The following is a 20,697-nucleotide window of genomic DNA, read 5'->3' on the forward strand; positions in this document are numbered from 1 at the left end:
GGGAGTCAGCGGACTGCGATTGTGACACTATTAGTTATGATATAACATATCTTTTAGCATCAAGCCCACACCGGAGAACCACCATGCCGCTGCTGTCAATCGATGACCTGCACGTCGCCCTCGGGGGACGGTCCGTCCTCAACGGCATCGACCTGCACCTCGACCGCGGCGAGATCGTCACCCTGGTCGGACCCAACGGCTCCGGCAAGTCGACCCTGCTGCGCACCATCATCGGCGCCGTACGACCGGTACGGGGCCGGCTCGTGCGCCAGACCAGCCTCACCATCGGCTATGTCCCCCAGCGGCTGGCTATCGATGCCACCCTGCCGATGACGGTCACCCGTTTCCTGAACCTGCCGCGTCGCCACCCATCACCGGCGATACGCCAGGCCCTTGAGCAGGCCGGCATTCCCGGACTGGGTCGGCAACAGGTAGCAGGCCTCTCGGGCGGCCAGTTCCAGCGCGTCCTGCTCGCCCGGGCGCTACTGGACAAGCCCGACCTGCTGCTGCTCGACGAGGCGACTCAGGGCCTCGACCACCGCGGCACGGCCGACTTCTATCGCCAGATCGCAAGCGTGCGTCGCGAGTTGGGCTGTGCGGTGCTGATGGTTAGCCACGAGCTGCATGTGGTAATGCGCGCCGCAGATCGCGTGATCTGCCTGAACCGCCACATCTGCTGCCAGGGCACGCCCGAGCGGGTCGCCAGCTCGCCGGCCTATCAGGCGCTGTTTGGCCCTGATACCGATGATGCCCTGGCGCTCTACCATCATGACCACGACCGCCATGCCCCTCCTGCCGGCATGGCCGCACCGCCGGCCGTCGACACACGCCACCTGGAGGCCAGCCCCTGATGTTCGATGACTTCATGGTTCGCGCCGCCCTGGCCGGGCTCGGCGTAGCATTCGCCGCCGCCCCCCTGGGCTGCTTTGTCGTGTGGCGGCGAATGGCTTACTTCGGCGATGCCACCGCCCATGCCGCCATCCTCGGCGTGGCGCTGTCGCTACTGCTCTCAACCTCCCTCTTCGTCGGGGTGCTGGTGGTGTCACTGCTGATGGCCACGCTTGTCTCACTGCTCAGCGGCCGGGGCTATGCCATGGACACGCTGCTTGGGGTCATGGCGCACTCGGCGCTCGCCTTCGGCCTGGTGGCGGTATCCTTCTCATCCGGGGTGCGCATCGACCTGACGGCCTACCTGTTCGGCGACATCCTGGCCGTGGGCAAGGACGACTTGGCACTCATTGGGACCGGCGCGCTGCTGGTTACAAGCCTGGTAGGATGGCGCTGGTCGGCACTGCTCACCGCCACCCTGGACGCCGACCTCGCCCGGGCGAGCGGCATCGACCCCAGACGCGAGCAGTGGGTGCTGACGCTTTCTCTGGCAATCGTCGTGGCCGTGGCACTGAAGGTGGTGGGGGCGCTGCTGATCACCGCTCTACTGATCATCCCTGCCGCTGCCGCGCGGCCCTTTTGTCGCACACCGGAAGCCATGGCGCTGCTGACCGCCTTGATCGGGGCCGGCTCAACCACCGGTGGCCTGCAGGCCGCCTACTGGCTCGATACCCCCACGGGGCCCACCATCGTCAGCCTGGCCGCCATCCTGTTTGCCCTGTCCAGCCTGGCCGGACTGTTCAAGCGTCGGATAGTAGGCGCCACATCGTCCGCTGAGGTGCGTCCTTGAACACGTCGTTGTAGAAGCAGTGGGTCCTGCCCGAGCGGCAGGCATGACCGTGCGGCAGTGCCGAGTCACCAGGAAGGTCTCCTCCGCAGCATCTGTTGCGAATGGCCAAGATTAAAGCCTCATCGAAGCCACGGTCTTGGTCATCGTCATGGGCACCACCATGGCCATGCTGACGGGGACTGAGGTCTTGCCCTTGGGCCGTGATACTCAGCAACAGAATATCAGCCAGCGGTGTGAGAAGGCGTGATGGGGAGCGCGACAACGTATCTCCCGGTCGGACGAAGTGGGCTTTGCTTCAAACACAATAAAAGATACGTTATAACATAACATAAAACCCCATAACTTCGGAGGCCATGTCATGATGACGACCACACAACGCCGTGACTCACCCGACGTCCCCGTGACACCCCGCCATGCCGAGGGCGAGGATATCAGCATCCTGCCCCGTATCTTCGAGGATGACATCAGCATCGCCATCCTGCGCCGGCAGCTCCCCAAGGAGGTGCAGGCCGGCGTCAACACCCAGCTCCAGGCGAACAGCGCGCTCTCCCTCTCCTGGCTGGGTCCACCTGGCGATGCCCTGCGCAACGAGCTTGCGCAACGACTGCATGACCCTGATGCCTGCGGTGCCCTCATCGAGGATATCGTGACACTGGCCGAGGCCATGGCCTGCCTGTTCGACACCGAGGCCGTGGGACTGCGCCTGCGCCGCCTGGCATCCGCCATGTGTCCACGCTTTCACTGCGACCATCTGCCGGTGCGACTGGTCACGACCTATCATGGCCCCGGTTGCGAATGGCTCCCCGAATGGGCCGTGAACCGTCAGGGTCTGGGGGCACCGCGGCCGGACAAACCCGAGATCGTCGCCGCCCCATCCGCCATTCGACGGCTCGGGACCGGTGACCTGGCGCTTCTCAAGGGCAGCGGGTGGATCGGCAACGAGGAAAACGGCCTGGTACACCGGAGCCCCGACTTGCCGGCAAGCCATGAGCGACTGTTGCTGACGATAGATCCCGCCTGATCATGGCGGCTGCCGCCCTGGATTAACGTCAAGGCCCATGTGGACGCCTCCTGGCGGGTGGCGAGCCCCTCAGGGTCTCCCAGCCCGAAACGCCACACCGCGACGTCCGGCACACCTTTATATCCACAACAACTTGCTTATCCGGCACAACAAAGAACGGCCGCCATGCATCACATGGCGGCCGTTTCGGTAGCGCAGGTACTCTTTTTAGCCCCTCTTCAGCCCCTTTTCAGCTCTCTTTTCAGTCTGGTTGCCTCAGGTGCCGCAGAAGGTACGCAACACTTGTTCATTGGACTGCGGCGGCTGGCGATAGTCGACCTCACCGTCAGGGTCTTCGAAGGGGCTCGTCACGGCCGCCAGCAGCGATTCGAAGGGACCGTAGTCATTTTGCTCATCGGCCGCCTTCAAGGCATGCGCGACCTGATGGTTACGGGGAATCACCGCAGGATTGGTGGCGCGCAGACGCGCAACAATGGTCTCGGTATCGGCATCCTCACGGGCCACACGCTCGCGCCAATGCCCCAGCCAGGCGGTGATGGCATCGGGGGTATCGAAGAGCTCGATCAAGCGCGACTCGCCTTCTCCGCTCTCGAGCACATCCGCCAGGCGACGGAACGTCAGGGTGTAATCGGCATGGCCTTCCTGCATGGCATCCAGCAACTGTTGAGCCAGAAGCTCGTCGTTGGCCTCGACGCCCTGAAGGCCCAGCTTGGCGCGCTTGACCGCGCCGAAGCTGGCCTCGAAATGCTCGGGGAAGGTCTCGATGGCATCGGTCGCCAACTTGATGGCGTGTTCGCGATCGTCGTCGAGCAACGACAAAAGCGTCTCGGCGAAACGTGCCAGGTTCCACTGGGCGCTATGCGGCTGGTTGGAGAAGGCATAGCGGCCACGCTGGTCGATGGAGCTGAACACGGTGTCCGGGTCGAAGGTGTCCATGAAGGCGCAGGGGCCATAGTCCAGCGTCTCGCCGGAGATCGCGGTGTTATCGGTATTCATGACCCCATGAATGAAGCCCACCCCCATCCAGCGCGCTACAAGCTCAGCCTGACGGGCGATCACGGCCTCGAGTAGCGAAAGGTAGCGCTCGCTACTGCTGAGCGACTCGAGGTGCGGATAGTGACGCTCGATGGCCATGTCGGCCAGGATCTGGATCGCCTCCACGTCGCGGCGCACGGCGAAGTACTGGAAGGTACCCACTCTAAGATGGCTTGACGCCACCCGTGTCAGCACCGCGCCAGGCTCGGCGAGGCTTCGCACGATGCGCTCACCGGTGGTCACCGCTGCCAGCGCGCGGGTCGTCGGAATACCCAGTGCATGCATGGCTTCGCTGACCAGGTACTCGCGCAGTACGGGCCCCAAGGGGGCACGACCATCGCCGCCTCGTGAGAAAGGCGTGCGCCCGGCGCCCTTGAGCTGCAGTTCACGAAGCTGCCCCTCGCGGTCAACGACCTCACCCAGCAGCAGCGCCCGGCCATCGCCGAGCCGCGGCACGAAATTACCGAACTGATGACCGGCATAGGCCATCGCCAGCGGTGCACTACCTTCAGGCGGCGCATTGCCTGAGAGCGCATCGGCGGCTTGCCCGGCGTCGAAGGCAGACGCATCGAAGCCGAGCTCCTCGGCGAGCGTATGGTTGAAGGCCACCAACTGCGGTTTGGTCACCGGGGTCGGGGCGCATTCAGCACTCATGCGCGCCGGCAGGTGCGCATAGCGAAGGGAAAAACTCGGGAACATGACGCCTCCTCAAAAACGGGCTCGCCTACCCTACAGGGACACGCCAGCGCGGCCAAGATTCCCTTCGGTCAGGTCTCAATATCAATCCAGCACGGCGCGCTTACCAAATAAACCACACCCTCTTCGACATCTTCGCCCAATGCCAGCGACTGAACTACAGCCCGCCGACCAGGGGAAGCCCGCGAGGCTACCTCGCCAAGTGGTCCCGTGTGTTATACGACCGGCAAGGGTCAGGGGCAAGAAAGTCGGGGTCTCCCCGGCAAGAGGCGTCACTTTCCGCTATGGTCTCGGTAGTGCTGTTTCCTGTGCCTATCGCTGCGCCCTTCAGCGCCGCGCCGGCACAACCGCTCCAGGAGCCACCGCCATGTCCTCTGCCCCCGCTGCCTCTCACATCGATCGGCGCGATGATGATCCCGCCGAGCGGGACGGCGACTCATCCGCTGCCCCGCTCGCCGACGACCTCGCCGTCGCTATCGACTACTACCGCCCGCCGGAGAGCGAGGCCCTGGGCCTGATTCGGCTGCGCGCCAATAACGAAGGCCTCACCGAGATCGTCTTCGTCACCAAGGAGGAGGCAACCGAGCCGACGCGCCCCAACGCCTTGACCGATCAAGCCCGTGCCCAACTAGAGGAATACTTCGACGGCCTGCGTCAGACCTTCAGTCTACCACTTTCCCCCCAGGGAACAGATTTCCAGCAACGGGTCTGGCAGGCGCTTGCCACCATTCCCTTCGGCGAGACCCGCTGCTATGCCGAAATCGCCGAACAGCTCAACCGCCGTGGCGGCCAGCGCGCGGTGGGCCGCGCCAACGGCCAGAACCCGCTGGCCATTGTCGTGCCCTGCCACCGGGTGATCGGCAGCGACGGCCGCCTGACCGGCTATGCCGGCGGCATCGGTCGCAAGCAGTGGCTGCTCGCCCACGAGGCCGGCGAAATCCCCTTCGACCTGGGGTGAGGGTCCACCCACCGACATGAAATGAGCCGCAGCTGATTTATGCCGTGAGAGATTTACGGCTCCGGCCTTCAGGCTGTCGCAACTGCCGCCCCAATAGGCACCTGTCGACGAGAAGGTCAGGCATCGCCTCGCGAGATAAAGGCTATACAGGCAAATGCAGGATGGCGCCGCGCAGGGCCGAGGCGTCGGCCCACAGCTTGCCAAGCGTCAGTGGCAGCGAGAAGCGGCGCCGACCGGCGCCACCGGGATTGAACAGCAGCCGGCCGTCGCGCCACTCGTTGCGCGCCTTGTGGGAATGGCCGTGGAGCACGGCATCGCATGGCGCCTCGGCATCGAAATCAGCGATGTCGTGCACCAAATGCAAACGCCAGCCGTTGATTGTGAGATCAAGATGCCAGGGCAGCCGCTCGGCCCAGTCTGCGGTGTCGACGTTGCCGCGCACGGCGAGCACTGGCGCCAGCTCGCCCAGCCGCGCGAGGATCTCTGCGTCACGGTCGCGGCTGCCTACGTCGCCGAGATGCAGGATCAACCCGCAGCCCTCGAGCATCGCCAGTGCCTCGTCGCGCAGCGTGCCGTGAGTGTCGGCGATCACCCCGACCGGAGCGTCGATAGGGGCGTCGAAATCAACATGATCGTTATTCATGCATCCGCTTCCCGACAGCCTCTTCAAGTGCGCGTCAGCGCCGCGTGCCAATCAGCGTAGGGCGTATTCTCCACCTTGTACTGGGTATAGTCCGGCGCTCCGTCTTGCCACCACACCGGCCCGCGTTCGCCCAATGCCCGCTTGGCCTCGTCGATCTGATCGCGAGCCTCGCGTTCGCCCTGCGGGTCTTGCGAATGCTTCGCCTGGGCCACCCCACGCCGGGCTTGCATAAGGCGCTGCACCCAGTGCTGACGTTCCGCCTCGGGAAGCTCGGGGTTCGTGCACCTCCAAAGGCGGCTGCGCACCACGATATAGCGGCCATCCGGCGTGGTCAGCGGTGTCGATGAGCTCATGAGGGGACGCCCGGTTGATGAGATAGCGATGCCATGCGCGCTCAGGGCTTCGTCCAGCCTGCTTCACCCTCACGCTCCAGCGGCCGATCGTCCAACCCCAGCAGCGGCGCCAGAGCCGCCCAGGCATCGTCCACGGCCTCGGGCCCGAACAGATAGGCGTTGACGATCATGCCATCCAGCGTCACCTGCACGAGGTGCGCCAGCCCTGGTACGGCATCGGCATCGCTCTCGTCGATAATCCCCTTAACCAGCGCTGCCACTTCAGACTTGTGGCACCGCGACAGCGTCAGCAGTGCCTCGGGCTCGCGGGCATACTCCTCGGTCGCCTTGATGAACATGCAGCCATGGAAGTGCTCAGAGGCGAACCAGCTGGCATGCCAATCGAAGACCGCGCGTAGGCGCGCTTTATACGTCGGCCCTGCACTCACGGCCGCCTTCAGAGAGGCCATAAAGCGCTCATGGCGCTCTGCCAGCACCGCCTCCACCAGCGCCTCCTTGCCTGGGAAGTAGTGATAGAGCGTCATTTTCGAGACACCCGCCTCGTCGCGTATCCGGTCAACGCCGACGGCGTGATAACCGTACTCGCTGAACAGCCGTGTCGCCGTCGCCAGGATGTCGTCGCGCTTGGCCATGGCCATACCTCCTCTTGATCAGATGGCTTGCCTCAATGCCTACATAATAATACTGTACAGACCTGTCTGTACACATAAGCGAGACGATCCATGCTCCACAAGATCAAAGGCGGCGGCACCCTGCCGGCACGCCCCGACAACCTGCAAATCTTCACCGGCCTGATCGGTGGCATCAGCGGCATCGGTTTTGTTGCTTGGCTGACCCGAATCACCGAGGTACCGCTGCTGATGGCGCCCTTCGGCGCCACCTGCGTGCTGCTGTTCGCCGCCCCAAACGTACCACTAGCCCAGCCACGCAACGTGATAGGCGGCCACTTTGTCGCCGCATTGGTTGGGCTGGTGGTCATGCAGTTGATGGGTACCGGCATCCTGGCCATGGCGGTCGGCGTTGGGCTCGCCATCGCCCTGATGCAGGCGCTGCGCGTGGTGCATCCGCCAGCGGGCGCCAATCCGCTGGTGGTGATGATGTCCGGCGCGGTGGGCTACGACTTCCTGTTGATGCCGGTGCTGGCGGGCTCGGTGAGCCTGGTGCTAGTAGCGCTGTTGATCAACAACCTGGGTAGCGAGCGCCGCTGGCCAACGTACTGGCTGTAACGCCTTCATACCCCCGACGATTTGCGGCACCATTGACCCTCGTCTCATCGTCGCGAAGGAATCGCCATGCCCCTCCGTCTCTCCCAGGGAACCGAGCTTAGCCCCGGCTTCATGGTGATCCACGGCAATCGCCTGGAAACGCTACGCGACCTGGCAGTGGAATGGCTGCGGACCCATCCACTGGGGCCGCTGGAAGACGAAGTGATTCTGGTGCAGAGCAACGGCATCAGCCAGTGGCTGAAACTGGCGCTGGCCGCCGATCCGCCCGCCGGCGCCGGCATCGCCGCGGCGATGGACGTCACCCTGCCGGCGCGCTATCTGTGGCAAGCCTATCGTGCAGTGCTGGGAAACGAGGCCGTGCCGCCGGCCTCGCCCCTGGATAAGCCGCGCCTTATCTGGCGGCTGATGCGCCTGCTCCCAGAGCTTACGGACGACGAGACCTTCGCCCCCCTCGCCCGCTTCCTGGCCGACGACGATGACCTGCGCAAGCGCCACCAGCTCGCCGAGCGCCTGGCCGACCTGTTCGACCAGTACCAGGTCTACCGTGCTGACTGGCTTGCCGCCTGGGCCGAGGGCCGCGACGAGCTGATCGATGCCAGCGGCCAGGCCAGGCCGCTGGCCGAGGACCAGTGCTGGCAGCCGGCGCTATGGCGGCGGCTGCGCGACGACATCGGAGAAGGTGGACTCACCACCAGCCGTGCCTGGGTGCATACCCGCTTCCTCGAAGCCTGCCGCGAACTGACGCCCGACGCCCTGAACAAAGAGACGCGACCAGCTGGCTTGCCGCGCCGGGTAGTGGTATTCGGCATTTCCTCACTGCCCCGCCAGACGCTGGAGGCACTGGCCGCGGTGTCGAAGGTCACCCAGGTGCTGCTCTGCGTGCACAACCCCTGCCGCCACTACTGGGCAGATATCATCGAGCACAAGGATCTGTTGCGGGCCGCCCGTCGGCGCCAGCGCCATCGCCCCGGGATGCCGCTCGAACTCGATGACACCCAGCTGCACCTGCACGCCCAGCCGCTGCTGGCCGCCTGGGGCAAGCAGGGCCGCGACTATCTTCGCCTGCTCGACGAATTCGACGACCAGGACGCCTACCGGGCGCTGTTCGATGCCGAGTCGCTACGCATCGACCTGTTCGACTCGCCCGCCGAAGGCGAAGCCCCGGGGCTGCTGCAGCAACTGCAGGATGACATCCTCGAGCTTCGCCCGCCCCAGGAGACCCGCGACACCTGGCCAGCGGTGAACCCGGTCCAGGATCGCAGCCTGCGCTTCCACGTCGCTCACAGCGCCCTGCGCGAAGTCGAGATCCTTCATGATCAGCTACTGGCCGCCTTCGACGCCGACCCCACGCTGCGCCCGCGAGACGTGCTGGTGATGGTGCCGGACATCGACACTTACGCCGCCGCCGTGCAGGCGGTATTCGGCCGGCTGCCCCAGGACGACCCGCGCCACATCCCCTTCACGCTCTCCGACCAGACCAGCCGCCACCGCCAGCCGCTGCTGGTGGCGCTGGAGGCGCTGCTGCACCTGCCGGAATCGCGGCTCACGGTCAGCGACCTGCTCGACCTGCTGGAAGTCCCCGCCCTGCGCGGGCGCTTCGGACTGACCGCCGACGACCTGCCGGTGCTGCGCCGCTGGATCGAGGGCGCCGGCATCCGCTGGGGGCTCGACGCCGAGCAGCGCGCCCGGCTCGACCTCCCCGGTGGGCTCACCGCCAACACCTGGGCCTTTGGCCTGCGCCGGCTGCTATTGGGTTATGCCGTCGGCGACACATCAGACGGCCCCTGGCACGATATCGAGCCGTTTGGTGACATCGGCGGCCTGGAAGCCGCGCTTGCCGGCCCGCTGATGGACCTGCTCGACACCCTCGAGACCCAGTGGCGCGCGCTCAGCGAGCCCGCCGACGTGACCACCTGGTGCCGCCGCCTGCGCGATCTGCTGAGCGATTGCTTCACCGCCGAGGACGAGGCCGACCTCGCCACCCTCAACCGCCTGGGCGAACTGCTGGAAGACTGGCAGGAAACCACCGAGGATGCCGGCCTCACCGAGGCACTGCCGCTCTCGGTGGTGCGCGAACACTGGCTTGGGCAGCTCGACGAAGCCAACCTCTCCCAGCGCTTCCTGGCCGGCGCGGTGAACGTCGCCACCCTGATGCCGATGCGGGCCATCCCGTTCCGCCACGTCTGCCTGCTGGGCATGAACGACGGCGAGTACCCGCGAGTGCAGCGCCCGCTGGACATCGACCTGATGGGCAGCGACTACCGCCCCGGCGACCGCTCGCGCCGCGAGGACGACCGCTACCTGTTCCTCGAGGCGCTGCTCTCGGCCCGCGACAGCCTGATGATCAGTTGGGTCGGCCGCAGCATCCACGACAACGAGCCACGCCCGCCCTCGGTGCTGCTCGGCCAGCTGCGCGACCACCTCGCCGCCGGTTGGAAGCTGACCCGTAGCGAAGAGCCAAACCATGAACACGGAGACGATGCCGGCCAGGCGCTGGTCGAGGCCCTGACCACCGAGCATCCACTACAGCCGTTTAGTCGCCACTATTTCTCGGGGGAGCGAGGCCTGTACACCTATGCCCATGAATGGCGGGCAATCCACACCGGCCAGCCTGCATCGGACACGGCGGTGGACGGCGAGCTGCCGCCGATGGAGATCGACACAGCACTGCCACTGGCGCGTCTCAGTGGCTTTCTCAAGGACCCAGTCAAGGCCTTCTTCACCACCCGGCTCGGCGTCTACCTCGAGCGCGAGGCGCTGGAAAGCCCCGACCACGAGCCCTTCGCCCTGGACGGTCTGGACCACTGGCAGCTCCAGCAGGCGCTGATCGAGTCCGGGCGCCGCGCCGTGGACGCAGCCGAGCCGCCAACGCCCGCCATCCACGACACCCTGGAGCGCCTGGAGCGCGAGGGCCGCCTGGCCATGGGCGGTTTCGCCGAGCTGATGCGCGAGCAACTCGTCGAGCCGCTGGACAAGGTGCTTGGCGACTACGCCGACCAACTCGAAGCCTGGCCCCACGCCTGGGAGACGCCGGCGGCAGTGTCGTTGGAGCTTGCCACCGATACCGGCCCCCTGCACATTGAGGACTGGCTGGACGGCCTGCGCGAGAACGACGACGGCGAACGCTGCCGGCTGGTGCTGATGACCAGCAGCCTGATCAACAAGGGCAAATACAACTGGAAGCACTGGCTCGCCCCCTGGGTCGCGCACCTGGCCGGCCAGCTCGCCCTCGGCCCCATGACCACGGTGCTGCTCTCCCGCGCCGGCGGCGGCACTCTGGCGCCGCTGGACGCCAGCACCGCCCGCAAGCATCTGGAGGCCATCGCCTGCGCATGGCGCGCCGGCATGACCACACCGCTGCCGCTGGCCCGCGACACCGCCTTCGCCTGGCACGAGAAGGGCGGCGACGAGAATGCCCTGGCCCGCGTCTTCGGTGATGAAGAGAAGGCAGAAGAAGCCGACCTCAAGGCCTGGAAGGCGGCCGTTCAGGTATTCGAGGGCAACGACTACACGCCCGGTGAGCGCGACCGCGATCCGTATCTAGCCCGCCAGTGGCGCGACCTCGAAAGTCTCGTGCGCCATCAGGCCGCCGGGCGGCACTTCACCGAGCTGACGAATGCGCTCTACGCCCCGCTACACGATGCCGTGAAGGCCAAGGGCGGCGGCGATAAAAAGAACGCAAAGAACGACAGCAAGGGCCAGGGAGGCAAGGCATGACGATGACGGAAGACACGAAAGTCGCCGAGACGCCACGCCTCGACCCGGTTGCCCTGCCGCTGACCGGCAGCCGGCTGATCGAGGCCAGCGCCGGCACCGGCAAGACCTTTACCATCGCCCTGCTCTACCTGCGCCTGGTGCTTGGGCCCCGGGGCTCAAACGAAGAACATGAAGACGACGCGGCCAGCTTTCCCCGGCCGCTGACGCCACCGGAGATCCTGGTGGTCACCTTCACCAACGCCGCCACCCAGGAGCTGCGCGACCGCATCCGCGCCCGGCTGGTGGAGGCCGCCGAAGCGTTTCAACAAGCGGCCAACCCAGAAGACGAAGCGCCGAAGGCAGACCATGACGGAGGTCCGATGCCAGGGATGGCACCGGTAGCGCCCAGGGACGGGTTTACAGCGCCTCCGCGCTGGTCTGCCGGCGAATCAGCTTCGTCGAACGAAGGACTGACAGGCGACCTCTTCGACGAACCGGCTGTGGATAACTCAGCGTCCGAAGACGAAGTGTCGGACGGCGTTCCGTCGGGCGCTGAGAAGCCGAGCAGTGACCCGCTACTCACCCTGCGCGACAGCTACCCCCGCGAGAGCTGGCCGACCTGCGCCCGCCGGCTGCGACTGGCCGCCGAGTGGATGGACGAAGCCGCGGTCTCCACCATCCACGCCTGGTGCCACCGCATGCTGCGCGAGCACGCCTTCGACAGCGGCAGCCTGTTCGCCCTGGAGATGTCGCTGGACCAGTCGGAGATGGACCTGGAGATCGCCCGGGACTACTGGCGCAGCTTCTATTACGACCTCGACCCCGAGGCGCTGCAGATCATCGCCCGCTACTGGACCACGCCGGACACCCTCAACGACACCGCCGGCCGGCTGCGCACCCACGCCGCCGCCCTGCCCCCTGCACCGCCGCCCTTCGAGGCGCTGGCCAACTACCGTGAGCAGCGCGCCGCGGCGCTGGCCGAGCTCAAGGCGCCGTGGATCGACTGGGTCCAGGAGCTTGCCCAGCTTTTCGACGAAGGCCAAAAGACAAAGGCCTTTGCCGGCAACCGAATGCGTAAGGACCATCGCAGCAATTGGCTTCAGAAGATCCTTGAGTGGGCTACCAGCGACCTTATCTGGCCGGACCTCGACAGAAAAGCAGCCGTCTGGCACCGGCTGACACCAGAAGGCATCGAAGAGATATGGAAGGGGGCCCCACCAGCCCACCCTGCTTTTGAGGCCTTCGCAGCACTGCCCACTCAACTGGAATCACTCCCCGACCCCTTCGCTGACCTGCTTGCCCACGCCGTGCACTGGATGGCCGCGCGACGCGAGACCGTGCAGCGCCGCCGCGCCGAGCTCGGCCCCGACGACCTGCTGCACCGGCTAGACGCCGCCTTCGCGGGCGAGGCCGGCAAGACCCTTGCCGCGCGCATCCGCGAGCAGTTCCCGGTGGCGCTGGTCGACGAGTTCCAGGACACCGACCCGGTGCAGTACCGGCTGTTCGATCGCGTCTACCGGCTAGCCGAGAATCGCGGCGCCGCTGATGACAGTGAAAAGAGTGGCAGCGCGGCTTCGGGCGCTGAAGAGAGCGCGGCTACGGGCGCTGAAGAGAGCGCGGCTACGGGCGCTGAAAAGAGTGCGGCTTCGGGCGCTGAAGAGAGCGCGGCTGCGGGCGCTGAAAAAAGCGCGGTGCTGTTGATCGGCGACCCCAAGCAGGCGATCTACGCCTTCCGCGGCGCCGATATTCACACCTACCTTCAAGCTAGGCGTGACACCGCCGGCCGCCACGTCACCCTCGGCACCAACTTCCGCTCCGCCACGCCAATGGTCGAGGCGGTCAACCGGGTGTTCGAACACGCCGAACAGAGCGAAGCCGGCGCCTTCCTCTTCCGCCGCGGCGATGACAATCCGGTGCCTTTTGCACCAGTGGACGCGAACGGTCGCAAGGATGCCCTAGTTCGCCTCGGCGCGCCCCAACCCGCGCTGACGCTCTGGCACCTGGACGCTGAAGACGCCCTGTCAAAATCAGCCTATCTCCACGAGCTGGCCGGGCGCTGCGCCACCGAGATGGCCAGCCTCCTGCGCGAGGGCCAGGCCGGCCAGACGGGCTTTATCCAGACGAATACCCAGCAAGACGGAGCGCTTAAGCCGCTGGCGCCGTCGGACCTGGCCGTGCTGGTCAACAATGCCGGCGAGGCCCGCGCCATCCGGGCCGCCCTGCTGGCCCGGGGCATCCGCAGCGTCTACCTCTCCGACAAGGAAGGCGTGTTCGAGACCGAGGCCGCCGCCGAACTGGAGGTGTGGCTGGCCGCCTGTGCCGCACCGGACGACGAGCGCAGCCTGCGCGCCGCACTGGCCACACCCAGCCTCGGGCTGTCGCTTTCCGAACTCGATGCCCTGAACGGCGGCCCGCAGCAGGACGAGCTGGCCTGGGAGTCGCGGGTGATGCAGTTCCGCGACTACCACCGCCAGTGGCAGCGCCGAGGCGTGCTGCCCATGCTGCACCGGCTGCTGGCGGACTTCGCCGTTCCCGGCCGGCTACTGGCAGTGCCCGAGGGTGAACGACGGCTCACTGACCTGCTGCACCTCGGCGAATTACTCCAGGAGGCCAGCACCGAGATCGACGGCGAGCACGCCCTGCTGCGCTTCTTGGCCGAGTCTCGCGCTCATCCGCAGGCGCAGTCCGACACCCACCGCCTGCGCCTGGAGAGCGACGCCGACCTGGTGCAGGTGGTGACCATCCACAAGTCCAAGGGCCTGGAGTATCCGCTGGTATTCCTGCCCTTTATCGCCGCCTTCCGCCCAGTAAAGGCCGGCGACCTGCCGCTGCGTTGGCACGACGATGACGGTCACCTGCGCCTGACGCTCTCCGCCGACGAGGCCATCCTCGCCCGCGCCGACCATGAGCGCCTGGGCGAGGATCTGCGCAAGCTCTACGTCGCCCTGACCCGCGCCCGCCACGCCACCTGGCTCGGTCTGGCACCGCTGGAAGCCATGGAACGCAGCGCCGTCGGCCATCTGATTGCCGGCGGCGAGGCGCTCTCGCCGGATAACCTGCGCCCGGCGCTAGAAGCGCTGGCCGACGAGAACCCTGGCGATGGCGCCCAAAAAGTCACGGTGCAGGATGCCCCCAAGGCCGATGCCATGCCGGTGGAGCTCGCCAGCGACGAAACGCCGCTGGGTGAGGCCCGCGTGCCCACCCGGGCGATCCGCGAACACTGGTGGATCGCCAGCTACTCGGCGCTGCGTACCGGCGCCACCCCGGATGAGGACAACGCAGAAGCCAGCGACGAGGCCGAGCCATCGCCCGAGCCCACCACCGCCGATGAGGCCACGGCCATGGAGGTGATCCACGAGCCCTTCGATGCCAACGCCGCCACGGTAAGCGAGGGCTCGCTTCACCGCTTCCCCCGCGGGCCCTCGGCGGGCACCTTCCTGCACGGCCTGCTGGAATGGGCTGGCGAGGAAGGCTTCGCCAAGGTCGCCGAGGATGCCGAGCTGCGCGCCGACACCCTGGCCCGGCGCGCCAACCGTCGCGGCTGGGAAGGCCAGATCGCCGCCCTCGAGCAGTGGCTGCCGGAGCTCTTGACCACCCCGCTGCCAGTGCCGGATTCGGGCGATGAAGCGACCGCACCGCTGCGCCTGGATGCTCTGAACAGCGCCACCGACTACCGCGTCGAGCTGGAATTCTGGTTCGCCGCCCACAAGGTGAATACGCGCAAGCTGGACGCCCTCGTAAGCGCTCACACACTCGGAGGGCGCCCACGGCCGGCACTGGAGCCAGATACGCTGAACGGCATGCTCAAGGGCTTTATCGACCTGGTGGTGGAACACGAAGGGCGCTTCTACGTGCTCGACTGGAAGTCCAACCACCTGGGCGCGGACGACGCCGCCTACACCGAGGCGGCGATGGCCGATGCCGTGCTCGAGAAGCGCTACGACGTGCAGTACTGCCTCTACCTGCTGGCCCTGCACCGGCTACTCAAGGCCCGGCTGCCGGACTACGATATCGAACGCCACCTGGGCGGAGCGCTTTACGTCTTCCTGCGCGGCACCCGCGCGCCCTCCCGTGGCGTGCATGCCGAACGCCCGCCAAGCGAGCTGATCCTCGCGCTCGATGCCCTATTCAGTGCCGAGGAGGCCGCCGCATGATGCCGACATCTTCCAACACCTCCCCGGTCAATACCGATGCCCCGGAGACCGCGCTGATTCGAGCGCCCGAAAACGCGCTAGCCGATCACGCGGTGCTGTTCGCCCTGCTCGACCGCTGGGTGGAGCGCGGCTGGCTGCGCTCGCTGGACCGCGCCTTCGCCGCCTTCCTGCATCGCGAGGCGAGCCGTGAAAGCGGGAAGGATAAGGAAAGCGGAGTAAGTGAGGCCTCACCTCTGCTGCTGTTGGCGGCGGCACTGGCCAGCCATCAGCTCGGCCGCGGCCATGTGTGTCTCGACCTGGCGCAAACGCTGGCCACTCCGGACCTGGCGCTCTCGCTGCCGCCGGAGGGCGACAGCCTGGAAGACCCACCGCCGCTGCCCAGCCGGGTAATGGCTACGCTAGATCTCGACGCCTGGCGCGCGGCGCTTTCTCAGCCCGAGCTAGTGGCCGAAGGCCCCGGCAGCACCCCGCTGGTGCTCGCCGGCACCAAAGCACGCCCACGTCTCTACCTGCGCCGCTACTGGCAGCACGAGCAGGATATTCACAGCCGGATCGTCGCAAGGCTCGGTGAAACGGATAGCGACGACGCCCCGGACGCGGCCCGGCTGCGCCCGATTCTCGACGCGCTGTTTCCCGAGCCGACACAGCCCGCGCCCCTCGATTGGCAGAAGGCGGCCTGCGCCCTGGCCGGCCGCTCGCGCTTCGCGGTCATCACCGGCGGCCCCGGCACCGGCAAGACCACCACCGTGGTGCGCCTGCTTGCCCTGCTCCAGGCAATGGCGCTCGGTGAAGGCCAGGGGGAAGGCGAGAGTGGAGGAGAACAGGCCCTGCGTATTCGCCTGGCCGCACCCACCGGCAAGGCCGCCGCCCGGCTCAACGAATCCATCGCCGGCCAGGTAGCCAGGCTCGACCTCAACGGCTTGGCCGACGACCCCGAGCGGCTGCGCGAGGTAATTCCCAAGGAGGTTTCCACCCTGCACCGGCTGCTCGGCTCGCGCCCCGACACCCGCCGCTTCCGCCACGACCGCCACAACCCGCTGCCGCTGGACGTGCTGGTGGTGGACGAGGCCTCGATGGTGGACGTGGGCATGATGGCCGCGATGCTCGAGGCGCTGCCGCCGCGGGCGCGGCTGGTGCTGCTGGGCGATAAGGATCAGCTCGCCTCGGTGGAGGCCGGCTCCGTGCTGGGTGACCTGTGCGCCCGGGCCGAGGGCGGCCACTACACCCCGGCCACCGCCGAGTGGCTGGCCAAGGCCACCGGCCAACCGCTGCCAAGCGATACCTTGGACGCCGACGGCCAGCCGCTGGATCAGGCCATCGCTATGCTGCGCGTCAGCCACCGCTTCACCGCCGACAGCGGCATCGGCCAACTGGCCGCGGCGATCAACCTGGAAGCCGAGCCCACCGCCAAGCGCCGCGCTATCGGTGATGCCCTCAACCACGGTTTCGACGATCTATCGCACCTAAAGCTACCCAGCGACGACGAGCGCGGCCTGGCCCGCCTAGCGGTGACCGGCTGCCCCGAGCGTTTTCCCCATGCCGGCCAGGGCCGACTAAGCGGCGACGAAACTCTGCCGCCGCCGGTGGGCTATCGCCACTTTCTCAGCGTGATGGCCGGGCGCCGACCGACCGACGATGCGGAACAGGAACAGTTTGATGACTGGGCCCGCGCCGTGCTGGCAGCCCACGGCGACTTCCAACTGCTTTGCGCACTGCGCCGAGGCCCCTGGGGCGTGGAAGGCCTTAACGAGCGGGTACGCCAGGCGCTGGAAAGAGAGAAGTTGATCGACAGCCAGGACGGCCGCCAGCGCTGGTACCCCGGCCGCCCGGTGCTCGTGACGAAAAACGACTACGGCCTGGGGCTGATGAACGGCGATATCGGCATCACCCTGGATATGCCGCGCCCGGGCTCTGTGGCCGGCAACGACCGCCGCCTGCTGCGGGTGGCATTCCCCGCCGGCGACGGCACCGACCGCATCAAGTGGGTGCTGCCCAGCCGCCTGCAAGCGGTGGAGACGGTGTTCGCGATGACGGTGCACAAATCACAGGGCTCGGAGTTCACCCACGCCGCCCTGGTGCTGCCCGACGCGCCGAACCCCATCCTCACCCGGGAGCTGGTTTACACCGGCATCACCCGCGCCCGCCACTGGCTGACGCTGGTAGAAACCGGCCGCGGCCAACTGATGGACGCGGCGCAGCGGCGAGTGATGCGGGTGAGTGGGATGGAGCAATAGGACCAAAATCCAAACCCTCACACCAGTTCATCGTAAAAAATAGCTGTTTATCAATAAAAACTTATTTTGTAATATGCGTCCCTAAAGCAAGCACTAACAAAACAACATAAGCACATAAACCTCAAGCATTAAACAGGAAACTAAAATGCAAACAACCTACTCAAAAATACTTTCTTCAGAAAGATTCAGGAACTCAAGGGTAGACAATAGGAGTCTTGACATAGAAGCTGAAAGCGACAGGGGAAGACTCCTTTTCTGCCCTGCATTTAGAAGACTTCAACAAAAAGCTCAAGTATTTTCAATGGAGCCAAATGCAGCTGTCAGAAGCAGGCTCACACACTCATTCGAAGTATCGCAAATGGGCCGATATATTGCTGACCAGGTTTCCGAAAGTCTTAGAGAAAATAAAATAATAACTGCAGATCAAAGCAGTGCATTTGTAACATTCATAGAAACAGCTTGTTTGATGCATGATATTGGAAATCCGCCTTTTGGTCACTTTGGAGAATCTGCCATTTCGGAGTGGTTTAGGAAAAACGGAGCTGATTCCCTAATCAAATCCTGTAGCAACAGGGATCACAATAGCGGATTGGGAAAAAAAGACCCACGAATTATAAAAGCGACATCCGATTTTTTGCAATTTGATGGAAACCCCCAAGGTTTGCGCGTCGCATCAAAACTTCAAAGAAATTCAGATGAATTCGGCCTAAACTTAACAAAGACCACACTAGCTTCATACATAAAGTATGTAAGGTGCTGCACACAAAAACCTGAGGACATTGATTCTCCTTTCACAAAAAAAGGTGGCTATTTCTCAACAGAGGAAGATTTAGTTAAATCTATTTGGGAAGATTTCGAATTCGAAAAGCCGCAGAGATTCCCACTTGCATATATAATGGAAGCAGCTGATGACATTGCTTATTGCATCAGTGATCTTGAAGACTCAATAGAAAAAGGATTAGTCGAGAAAAAACCTTCCCTGGAAAAAATATATCTCGATTGGAAAGAACGCCTCGCCCAAGAAGGACATATCAAAGAAGAACAAACAGAAAACAAGATTCACGAGATCTTCCAAAATGCAATTCGTGGTTGTAGAGAAGATAAAACTGAATTCACTTACATTGACTTCAGAACAAGTCTTAACAGGGTGTTAGCTACATATAGTGCAAATCAATACATGGAGAATCATGACAAAGTAATCAAGGGGAGTTTTCCATCTCTTATCCCCAGCGACTCACCTTCAGGAAAGGTCCTAGAAGCACTAAAGTACTTCTGCCGCTCTAACGTTTACTGCCATGAGTCTGTACAGAAAATTGAGCTTGCCGGATATACAGCAATCTATGGGTTAATGGATCACTTTCGCTGCCTGCTGGACTGCGACTACAACCGCTTCTACTGCGCCCTAGATTACTCAAAAAACAAAGATGGGAATAACAACCCCATAATAATAGAGAAGAAACTATTATCACTTTTCCCAAAGAACTACATAAGAACCTACAAAGAAGATAGGTCAAAGCTTGACCAGAAAGACGATGAATTTAAATTCAAAGAATGGAATCTTCGCGCTCATTTGGTAACGGACTTTATATCAGGAATGACTGACAATTTTTCAACAGAAACATATCAGACCTTGTCGGGGATGAGACTTTGACAAAGCCCATAAACTCAAACCACCCTTACTGGCATGCAAAAAAAACAGTTGAGGAATCAGCGGAAAACATCTTAGAGCTTTATCTAAGTTATTACCACTACATTCCACAGTCAATCACCGACGGCAGGAAAGTTCTGACAATATCAAAGGAAGATTTTCTCACTGAAGAAAAAATCGAGAAAATAATATCCGAGACACCTTTAGATATGGAGCTTGCCTTCCACTCAAAGATTAAACTGGAAAATGGTGAATATAAACATATCCCCATGATAGACATGTCAACAGGATCTTCCGTGCAACTTAAAAAACTGCAACCATATATAGGAGAAGAATTGTACAAAAGTATAGCATGGTATAAAAGTGGAAGATCTTACCATGGTTATGGCAGCTTCCTAATTGATCATAAAGAGTGGATTTCTCTAATGGGAAAGCTTCTTCTCACAAACAAACCCGGTCTTCCTCCAACTGTAGATCTTCGCTGGGTCGGGCATCGTCTGATAGCTGGATACTCAGCACTTAGATGGACAAAAAAAACAAAACAATACCTTCAAGAACCAGCTGAAGCAAAAATGATTATTGAATAACGAGTTAAAGGTCAAGCTTAGGGTTGCACACGGCCTCCCTAAGCTTTTCAAACTTTCATCAATTCCATAATCCCACTCAACCTCATTTATGTGTTCGCAGATCGCTTGATTTTATATTCCTCAGCATGTCGGCGATCACGTGGATTGTTTCGTCAAGAAAACTGCGACTTTTCAAACTACTCATCATCTGGCGGCATCCAAGGATCCACATTTCCAATATCTTCGAAATCGAACTCCCACCCCACAGCCAGCTGTTGCCTCGCTGTACGAGCAAAGCCCGCAGCGCTCATGCTTGCAGAGTAGTTTTCACAATTAATCCAGTCTGACTCTCCCATAACCATGATACAGAATTTCACATATTCAGCGGGGACCGATAGTGCATCGAACATCTCTGAGTCAAAGAAATTTCTGCCACGACCATGGTAGAGCATCCAAAATTTTTCAACAGCAATTTCTCTTTCGCCCTCTGAGTCGGCAGCATCAATCTCTTGAAGCACATCAAACACTTCTACCACCGTTTCGATTTGCTTATCATAGAAAGCTCTTTTAGAATCTCGCTCTTGAATTCCATGATACTGGTACCACGCAAAACAAGCTGAAATCAAAATGGCTGCCAGACTAAAAACTTTGAAGCGCACACCAAAGCGGCGGTATTTTTCCTCATCCAAAACACCAACTCCTGAAATTTTTTAACGACCGAATTTTCGGCCAATTGGAGGAAAGCGTGAGACTAACCCGAAAATAGAAAAAACCGGGAACACTCCCAAA

At 62.9% G+C, this 20,697-nt stretch carries 15 protein-coding genes; 10 read left to right on the top strand and 5 right to left on the bottom strand.

The annotated features are described in order from the left end of the window. Nucleotides 1-83: 83 nt before the first annotated feature. The 3 genes from HF027_RS01740 to HF027_RS01750 all read left to right on the top strand — a co-directional run bounded on the left by HF027_RS01740 (nucleotide 84) and on the right by HF027_RS01750 (nucleotide 2,699). Nucleotides 84-851 (top strand): metal ABC transporter ATP-binding protein, encoded by a 768-nt coding sequence (locus tag HF027_RS01740; RefSeq protein WP_168012316.1) that lies wholly within the window; start codon nucleotides 84-86, stop codon nucleotides 849-851. Continuing rightward, nucleotides 851-1,678, top strand: coding sequence for a metal ABC transporter permease (locus HF027_RS01745; protein ID WP_168012317.1), 828 nt, complete (start codon nucleotides 851-853; stop codon nucleotides 1,676-1,678). The genes HF027_RS01740 and HF027_RS01745 overlap by 1 nt, the downstream gene beginning before the upstream one ends. 358 nt (nucleotides 1,679-2,036) lie before the next feature. Continuing rightward, nucleotides 2,037-2,699: a DUF1826 domain-containing protein gene (locus tag HF027_RS01750; protein ID WP_245184421.1), complete on the top strand. Its 663-nt coding sequence runs from the start codon at nucleotides 2,037-2,039 to the stop codon at nucleotides 2,697-2,699. Nucleotides 2,700-2,954: 255 nt separating this feature from the next. Here the strand turns inward: HF027_RS01750 and HF027_RS01755 are convergent, their stop codons facing one another. Further along, nucleotides 2,955-4,433 (bottom strand): protein adenylyltransferase SelO, encoded by a 1,479-nt coding sequence (locus tag HF027_RS01755; protein WP_168012319.1) that lies wholly within the window; start codon nucleotides 4,431-4,433, stop codon nucleotides 2,955-2,957. Nucleotides 4,434-4,797: 364 nt separating this feature from the next. On the opposite strand from HF027_RS01755, the gene HF027_RS01760 reads away from it, so the two are divergent. Then, nucleotides 4,798-5,388: a methylated-DNA--[protein]-cysteine S-methyltransferase gene (locus HF027_RS01760; RefSeq protein ID WP_245184423.1), complete on the top strand. Its 591-nt coding sequence runs from the start codon at nucleotides 4,798-4,800 to the stop codon at nucleotides 5,386-5,388. 142 nt (nucleotides 5,389-5,530) lie between these two features. Here HF027_RS01760 and HF027_RS01765 read toward each other — a convergent pair whose 3' ends face one another. The 3 genes from HF027_RS01765 to HF027_RS01775 are packed head-to-tail and all read right to left on the bottom strand — an operon-like array spanning nucleotide 5,531 to nucleotide 7,016. Further along, on the bottom strand, nucleotides 5,531-6,031 hold the full coding sequence (locus tag HF027_RS01765; RefSeq protein ID WP_168012321.1) for a metallophosphoesterase family protein: 501 nt from the start codon (nucleotides 6,029-6,031) through the stop codon (nucleotides 5,531-5,533). A gap of 23 nt (nucleotides 6,032-6,054) precedes the next feature. After that, a complete protein-coding gene (locus tag HF027_RS01770) occupies nucleotides 6,055-6,384 on the bottom strand; it encodes a hypothetical protein (RefSeq protein ID WP_168012323.1) in 330 nt (109 codons plus the stop codon). Between the two features lie 41 nt (nucleotides 6,385-6,425). After that, nucleotides 6,426-7,016, bottom strand: a complete 591-nt coding sequence (locus HF027_RS01775; protein ID WP_168012325.1) for a TetR/AcrR family transcriptional regulator — start codon at nucleotides 7,014-7,016, stop codon at nucleotides 6,426-6,428. A 90-nt stretch (nucleotides 7,017-7,106) separates the two neighbouring features. Between HF027_RS01775 and HF027_RS01780 the strand changes: the two genes are divergently transcribed. The 6 genes from HF027_RS01780 (at nucleotide 7,107) to HF027_RS01805 (ending at nucleotide 19,929) form a co-directional block, all read left to right on the top strand. Continuing rightward, nucleotides 7,107-7,610, top strand: coding sequence for an HPP family protein (locus HF027_RS01780; RefSeq protein WP_168012327.1), 504 nt, complete (start codon nucleotides 7,107-7,109; stop codon nucleotides 7,608-7,610). 66 nt (nucleotides 7,611-7,676) lie between these two features. Further along, nucleotides 7,677-11,327, top strand: a complete 3,651-nt coding sequence (gene recC, locus HF027_RS01785; protein WP_168012329.1) for an exodeoxyribonuclease V subunit gamma — start codon at nucleotides 7,677-7,679, stop codon at nucleotides 11,325-11,327. Then, on the top strand, nucleotides 11,324-15,460 hold the full coding sequence (locus HF027_RS01790; protein ID WP_168012331.1) for a UvrD-helicase domain-containing protein: 4,137 nt from the start codon (nucleotides 11,324-11,326) through the stop codon (nucleotides 15,458-15,460). Before recC ends, HF027_RS01790 begins: the two co-directional genes overlap by 4 nt. Beyond that, nucleotides 15,460-17,694: an exodeoxyribonuclease V subunit alpha gene (recD, locus tag HF027_RS01795; RefSeq protein ID WP_168012748.1), complete on the top strand. Its 2,235-nt coding sequence runs from the start codon at nucleotides 15,460-15,462 to the stop codon at nucleotides 17,692-17,694. Before HF027_RS01790 ends, recD begins: the two co-directional genes overlap by 1 nt. Nucleotides 17,695-17,839: 145 nt before the next feature. Further along, nucleotides 17,840-19,345, top strand: coding sequence for a dGTPase (gene dgt, locus HF027_RS01800; RefSeq protein WP_168012333.1), 1,506 nt, complete (start codon nucleotides 17,840-17,842; stop codon nucleotides 19,343-19,345). After that, nucleotides 19,342-19,929 (top strand): primase 1D-like protein, encoded by a 588-nt coding sequence (locus HF027_RS01805; RefSeq protein ID WP_168012335.1) that lies wholly within the window; start codon nucleotides 19,342-19,344, stop codon nucleotides 19,927-19,929. Before dgt ends, HF027_RS01805 begins: the two co-directional genes overlap by 4 nt. 176 nt (nucleotides 19,930-20,105) lie before the next feature. On the opposite strand, the gene HF027_RS01810 is transcribed toward HF027_RS01805, so the two are convergent. Further along, on the bottom strand, nucleotides 20,106-20,597 hold the full coding sequence (locus tag HF027_RS01810) for a hypothetical protein (RefSeq protein WP_168012337.1): 492 nt from the start codon (nucleotides 20,595-20,597) through the stop codon (nucleotides 20,106-20,108). Nucleotides 20,598-20,697: the final 100 nt, after the last annotated feature.

It is taken from the genome of Halomonas salinarum, assembly GCF_012062845.1.
Lineage (GTDB): Bacteria > Pseudomonadota > Gammaproteobacteria > Pseudomonadales > Halomonadaceae > Onishia > Onishia salinarum.

What these genes read in the sequence shown, in the direction of transcription:
- HF027_RS01740 (WP_168012316.1), top strand. Translation starts at nt 84, where the DNA reads ATGCCGCTGCTGTCAATCGATGACCTGCACGTCGCCCTCGGGGGACGG.
- HF027_RS01745 (WP_168012317.1), top strand. Translation starts at nt 851, where the DNA reads ATGTTCGATGACTTCATGGTTCGCGCCGCCCTGGCCGGGCTCGGCGTA.
- HF027_RS01750 (WP_245184421.1), top strand. Translation starts at nt 2,037, where the DNA reads ATGATGACGACCACACAACGCCGTGACTCACCCGACGTCCCCGTGACA.
- HF027_RS01755 (WP_168012319.1), bottom strand. Translation starts at nt 4,433, where the DNA reads ATGTTCCCGAGTTTTTCCCTTCGCTATGCGCACCTGCCGGCGCGCATG.
- HF027_RS01760 (WP_245184423.1), top strand. Translation starts at nt 4,798, where the DNA reads ATGTCCTCTGCCCCCGCTGCCTCTCACATCGATCGGCGCGATGATGAT.
- HF027_RS01765 (WP_168012321.1), bottom strand. Translation starts at nt 6,031, where the DNA reads ATGAATAACGATCATGTTGATTTCGACGCCCCTATCGACGCTCCGGTC.
- HF027_RS01770 (WP_168012323.1), bottom strand. Translation starts at nt 6,384, where the DNA reads ATGAGCTCATCGACACCGCTGACCACGCCGGATGGCCGCTATATCGTG.
- HF027_RS01775 (WP_168012325.1), bottom strand. Translation starts at nt 7,016, where the DNA reads ATGGCCAAGCGCGACGACATCCTGGCGACGGCGACACGGCTGTTCAGC.
- HF027_RS01780 (WP_168012327.1), top strand. Translation starts at nt 7,107, where the DNA reads ATGCTCCACAAGATCAAAGGCGGCGGCACCCTGCCGGCACGCCCCGAC.
- recC (WP_168012329.1), top strand. Translation starts at nt 7,677, where the DNA reads ATGCCCCTCCGTCTCTCCCAGGGAACCGAGCTTAGCCCCGGCTTCATG.
- HF027_RS01790 (WP_168012331.1), top strand. Translation starts at nt 11,324, where the DNA reads ATGACGATGACGGAAGACACGAAAGTCGCCGAGACGCCACGCCTCGAC.
- recD (WP_168012748.1), top strand. Translation starts at nt 15,460, where the DNA reads ATGCCGACATCTTCCAACACCTCCCCGGTCAATACCGATGCCCCGGAG.
- dgt (WP_168012333.1), top strand. Translation starts at nt 17,840, where the DNA reads ATGCAAACAACCTACTCAAAAATACTTTCTTCAGAAAGATTCAGGAAC.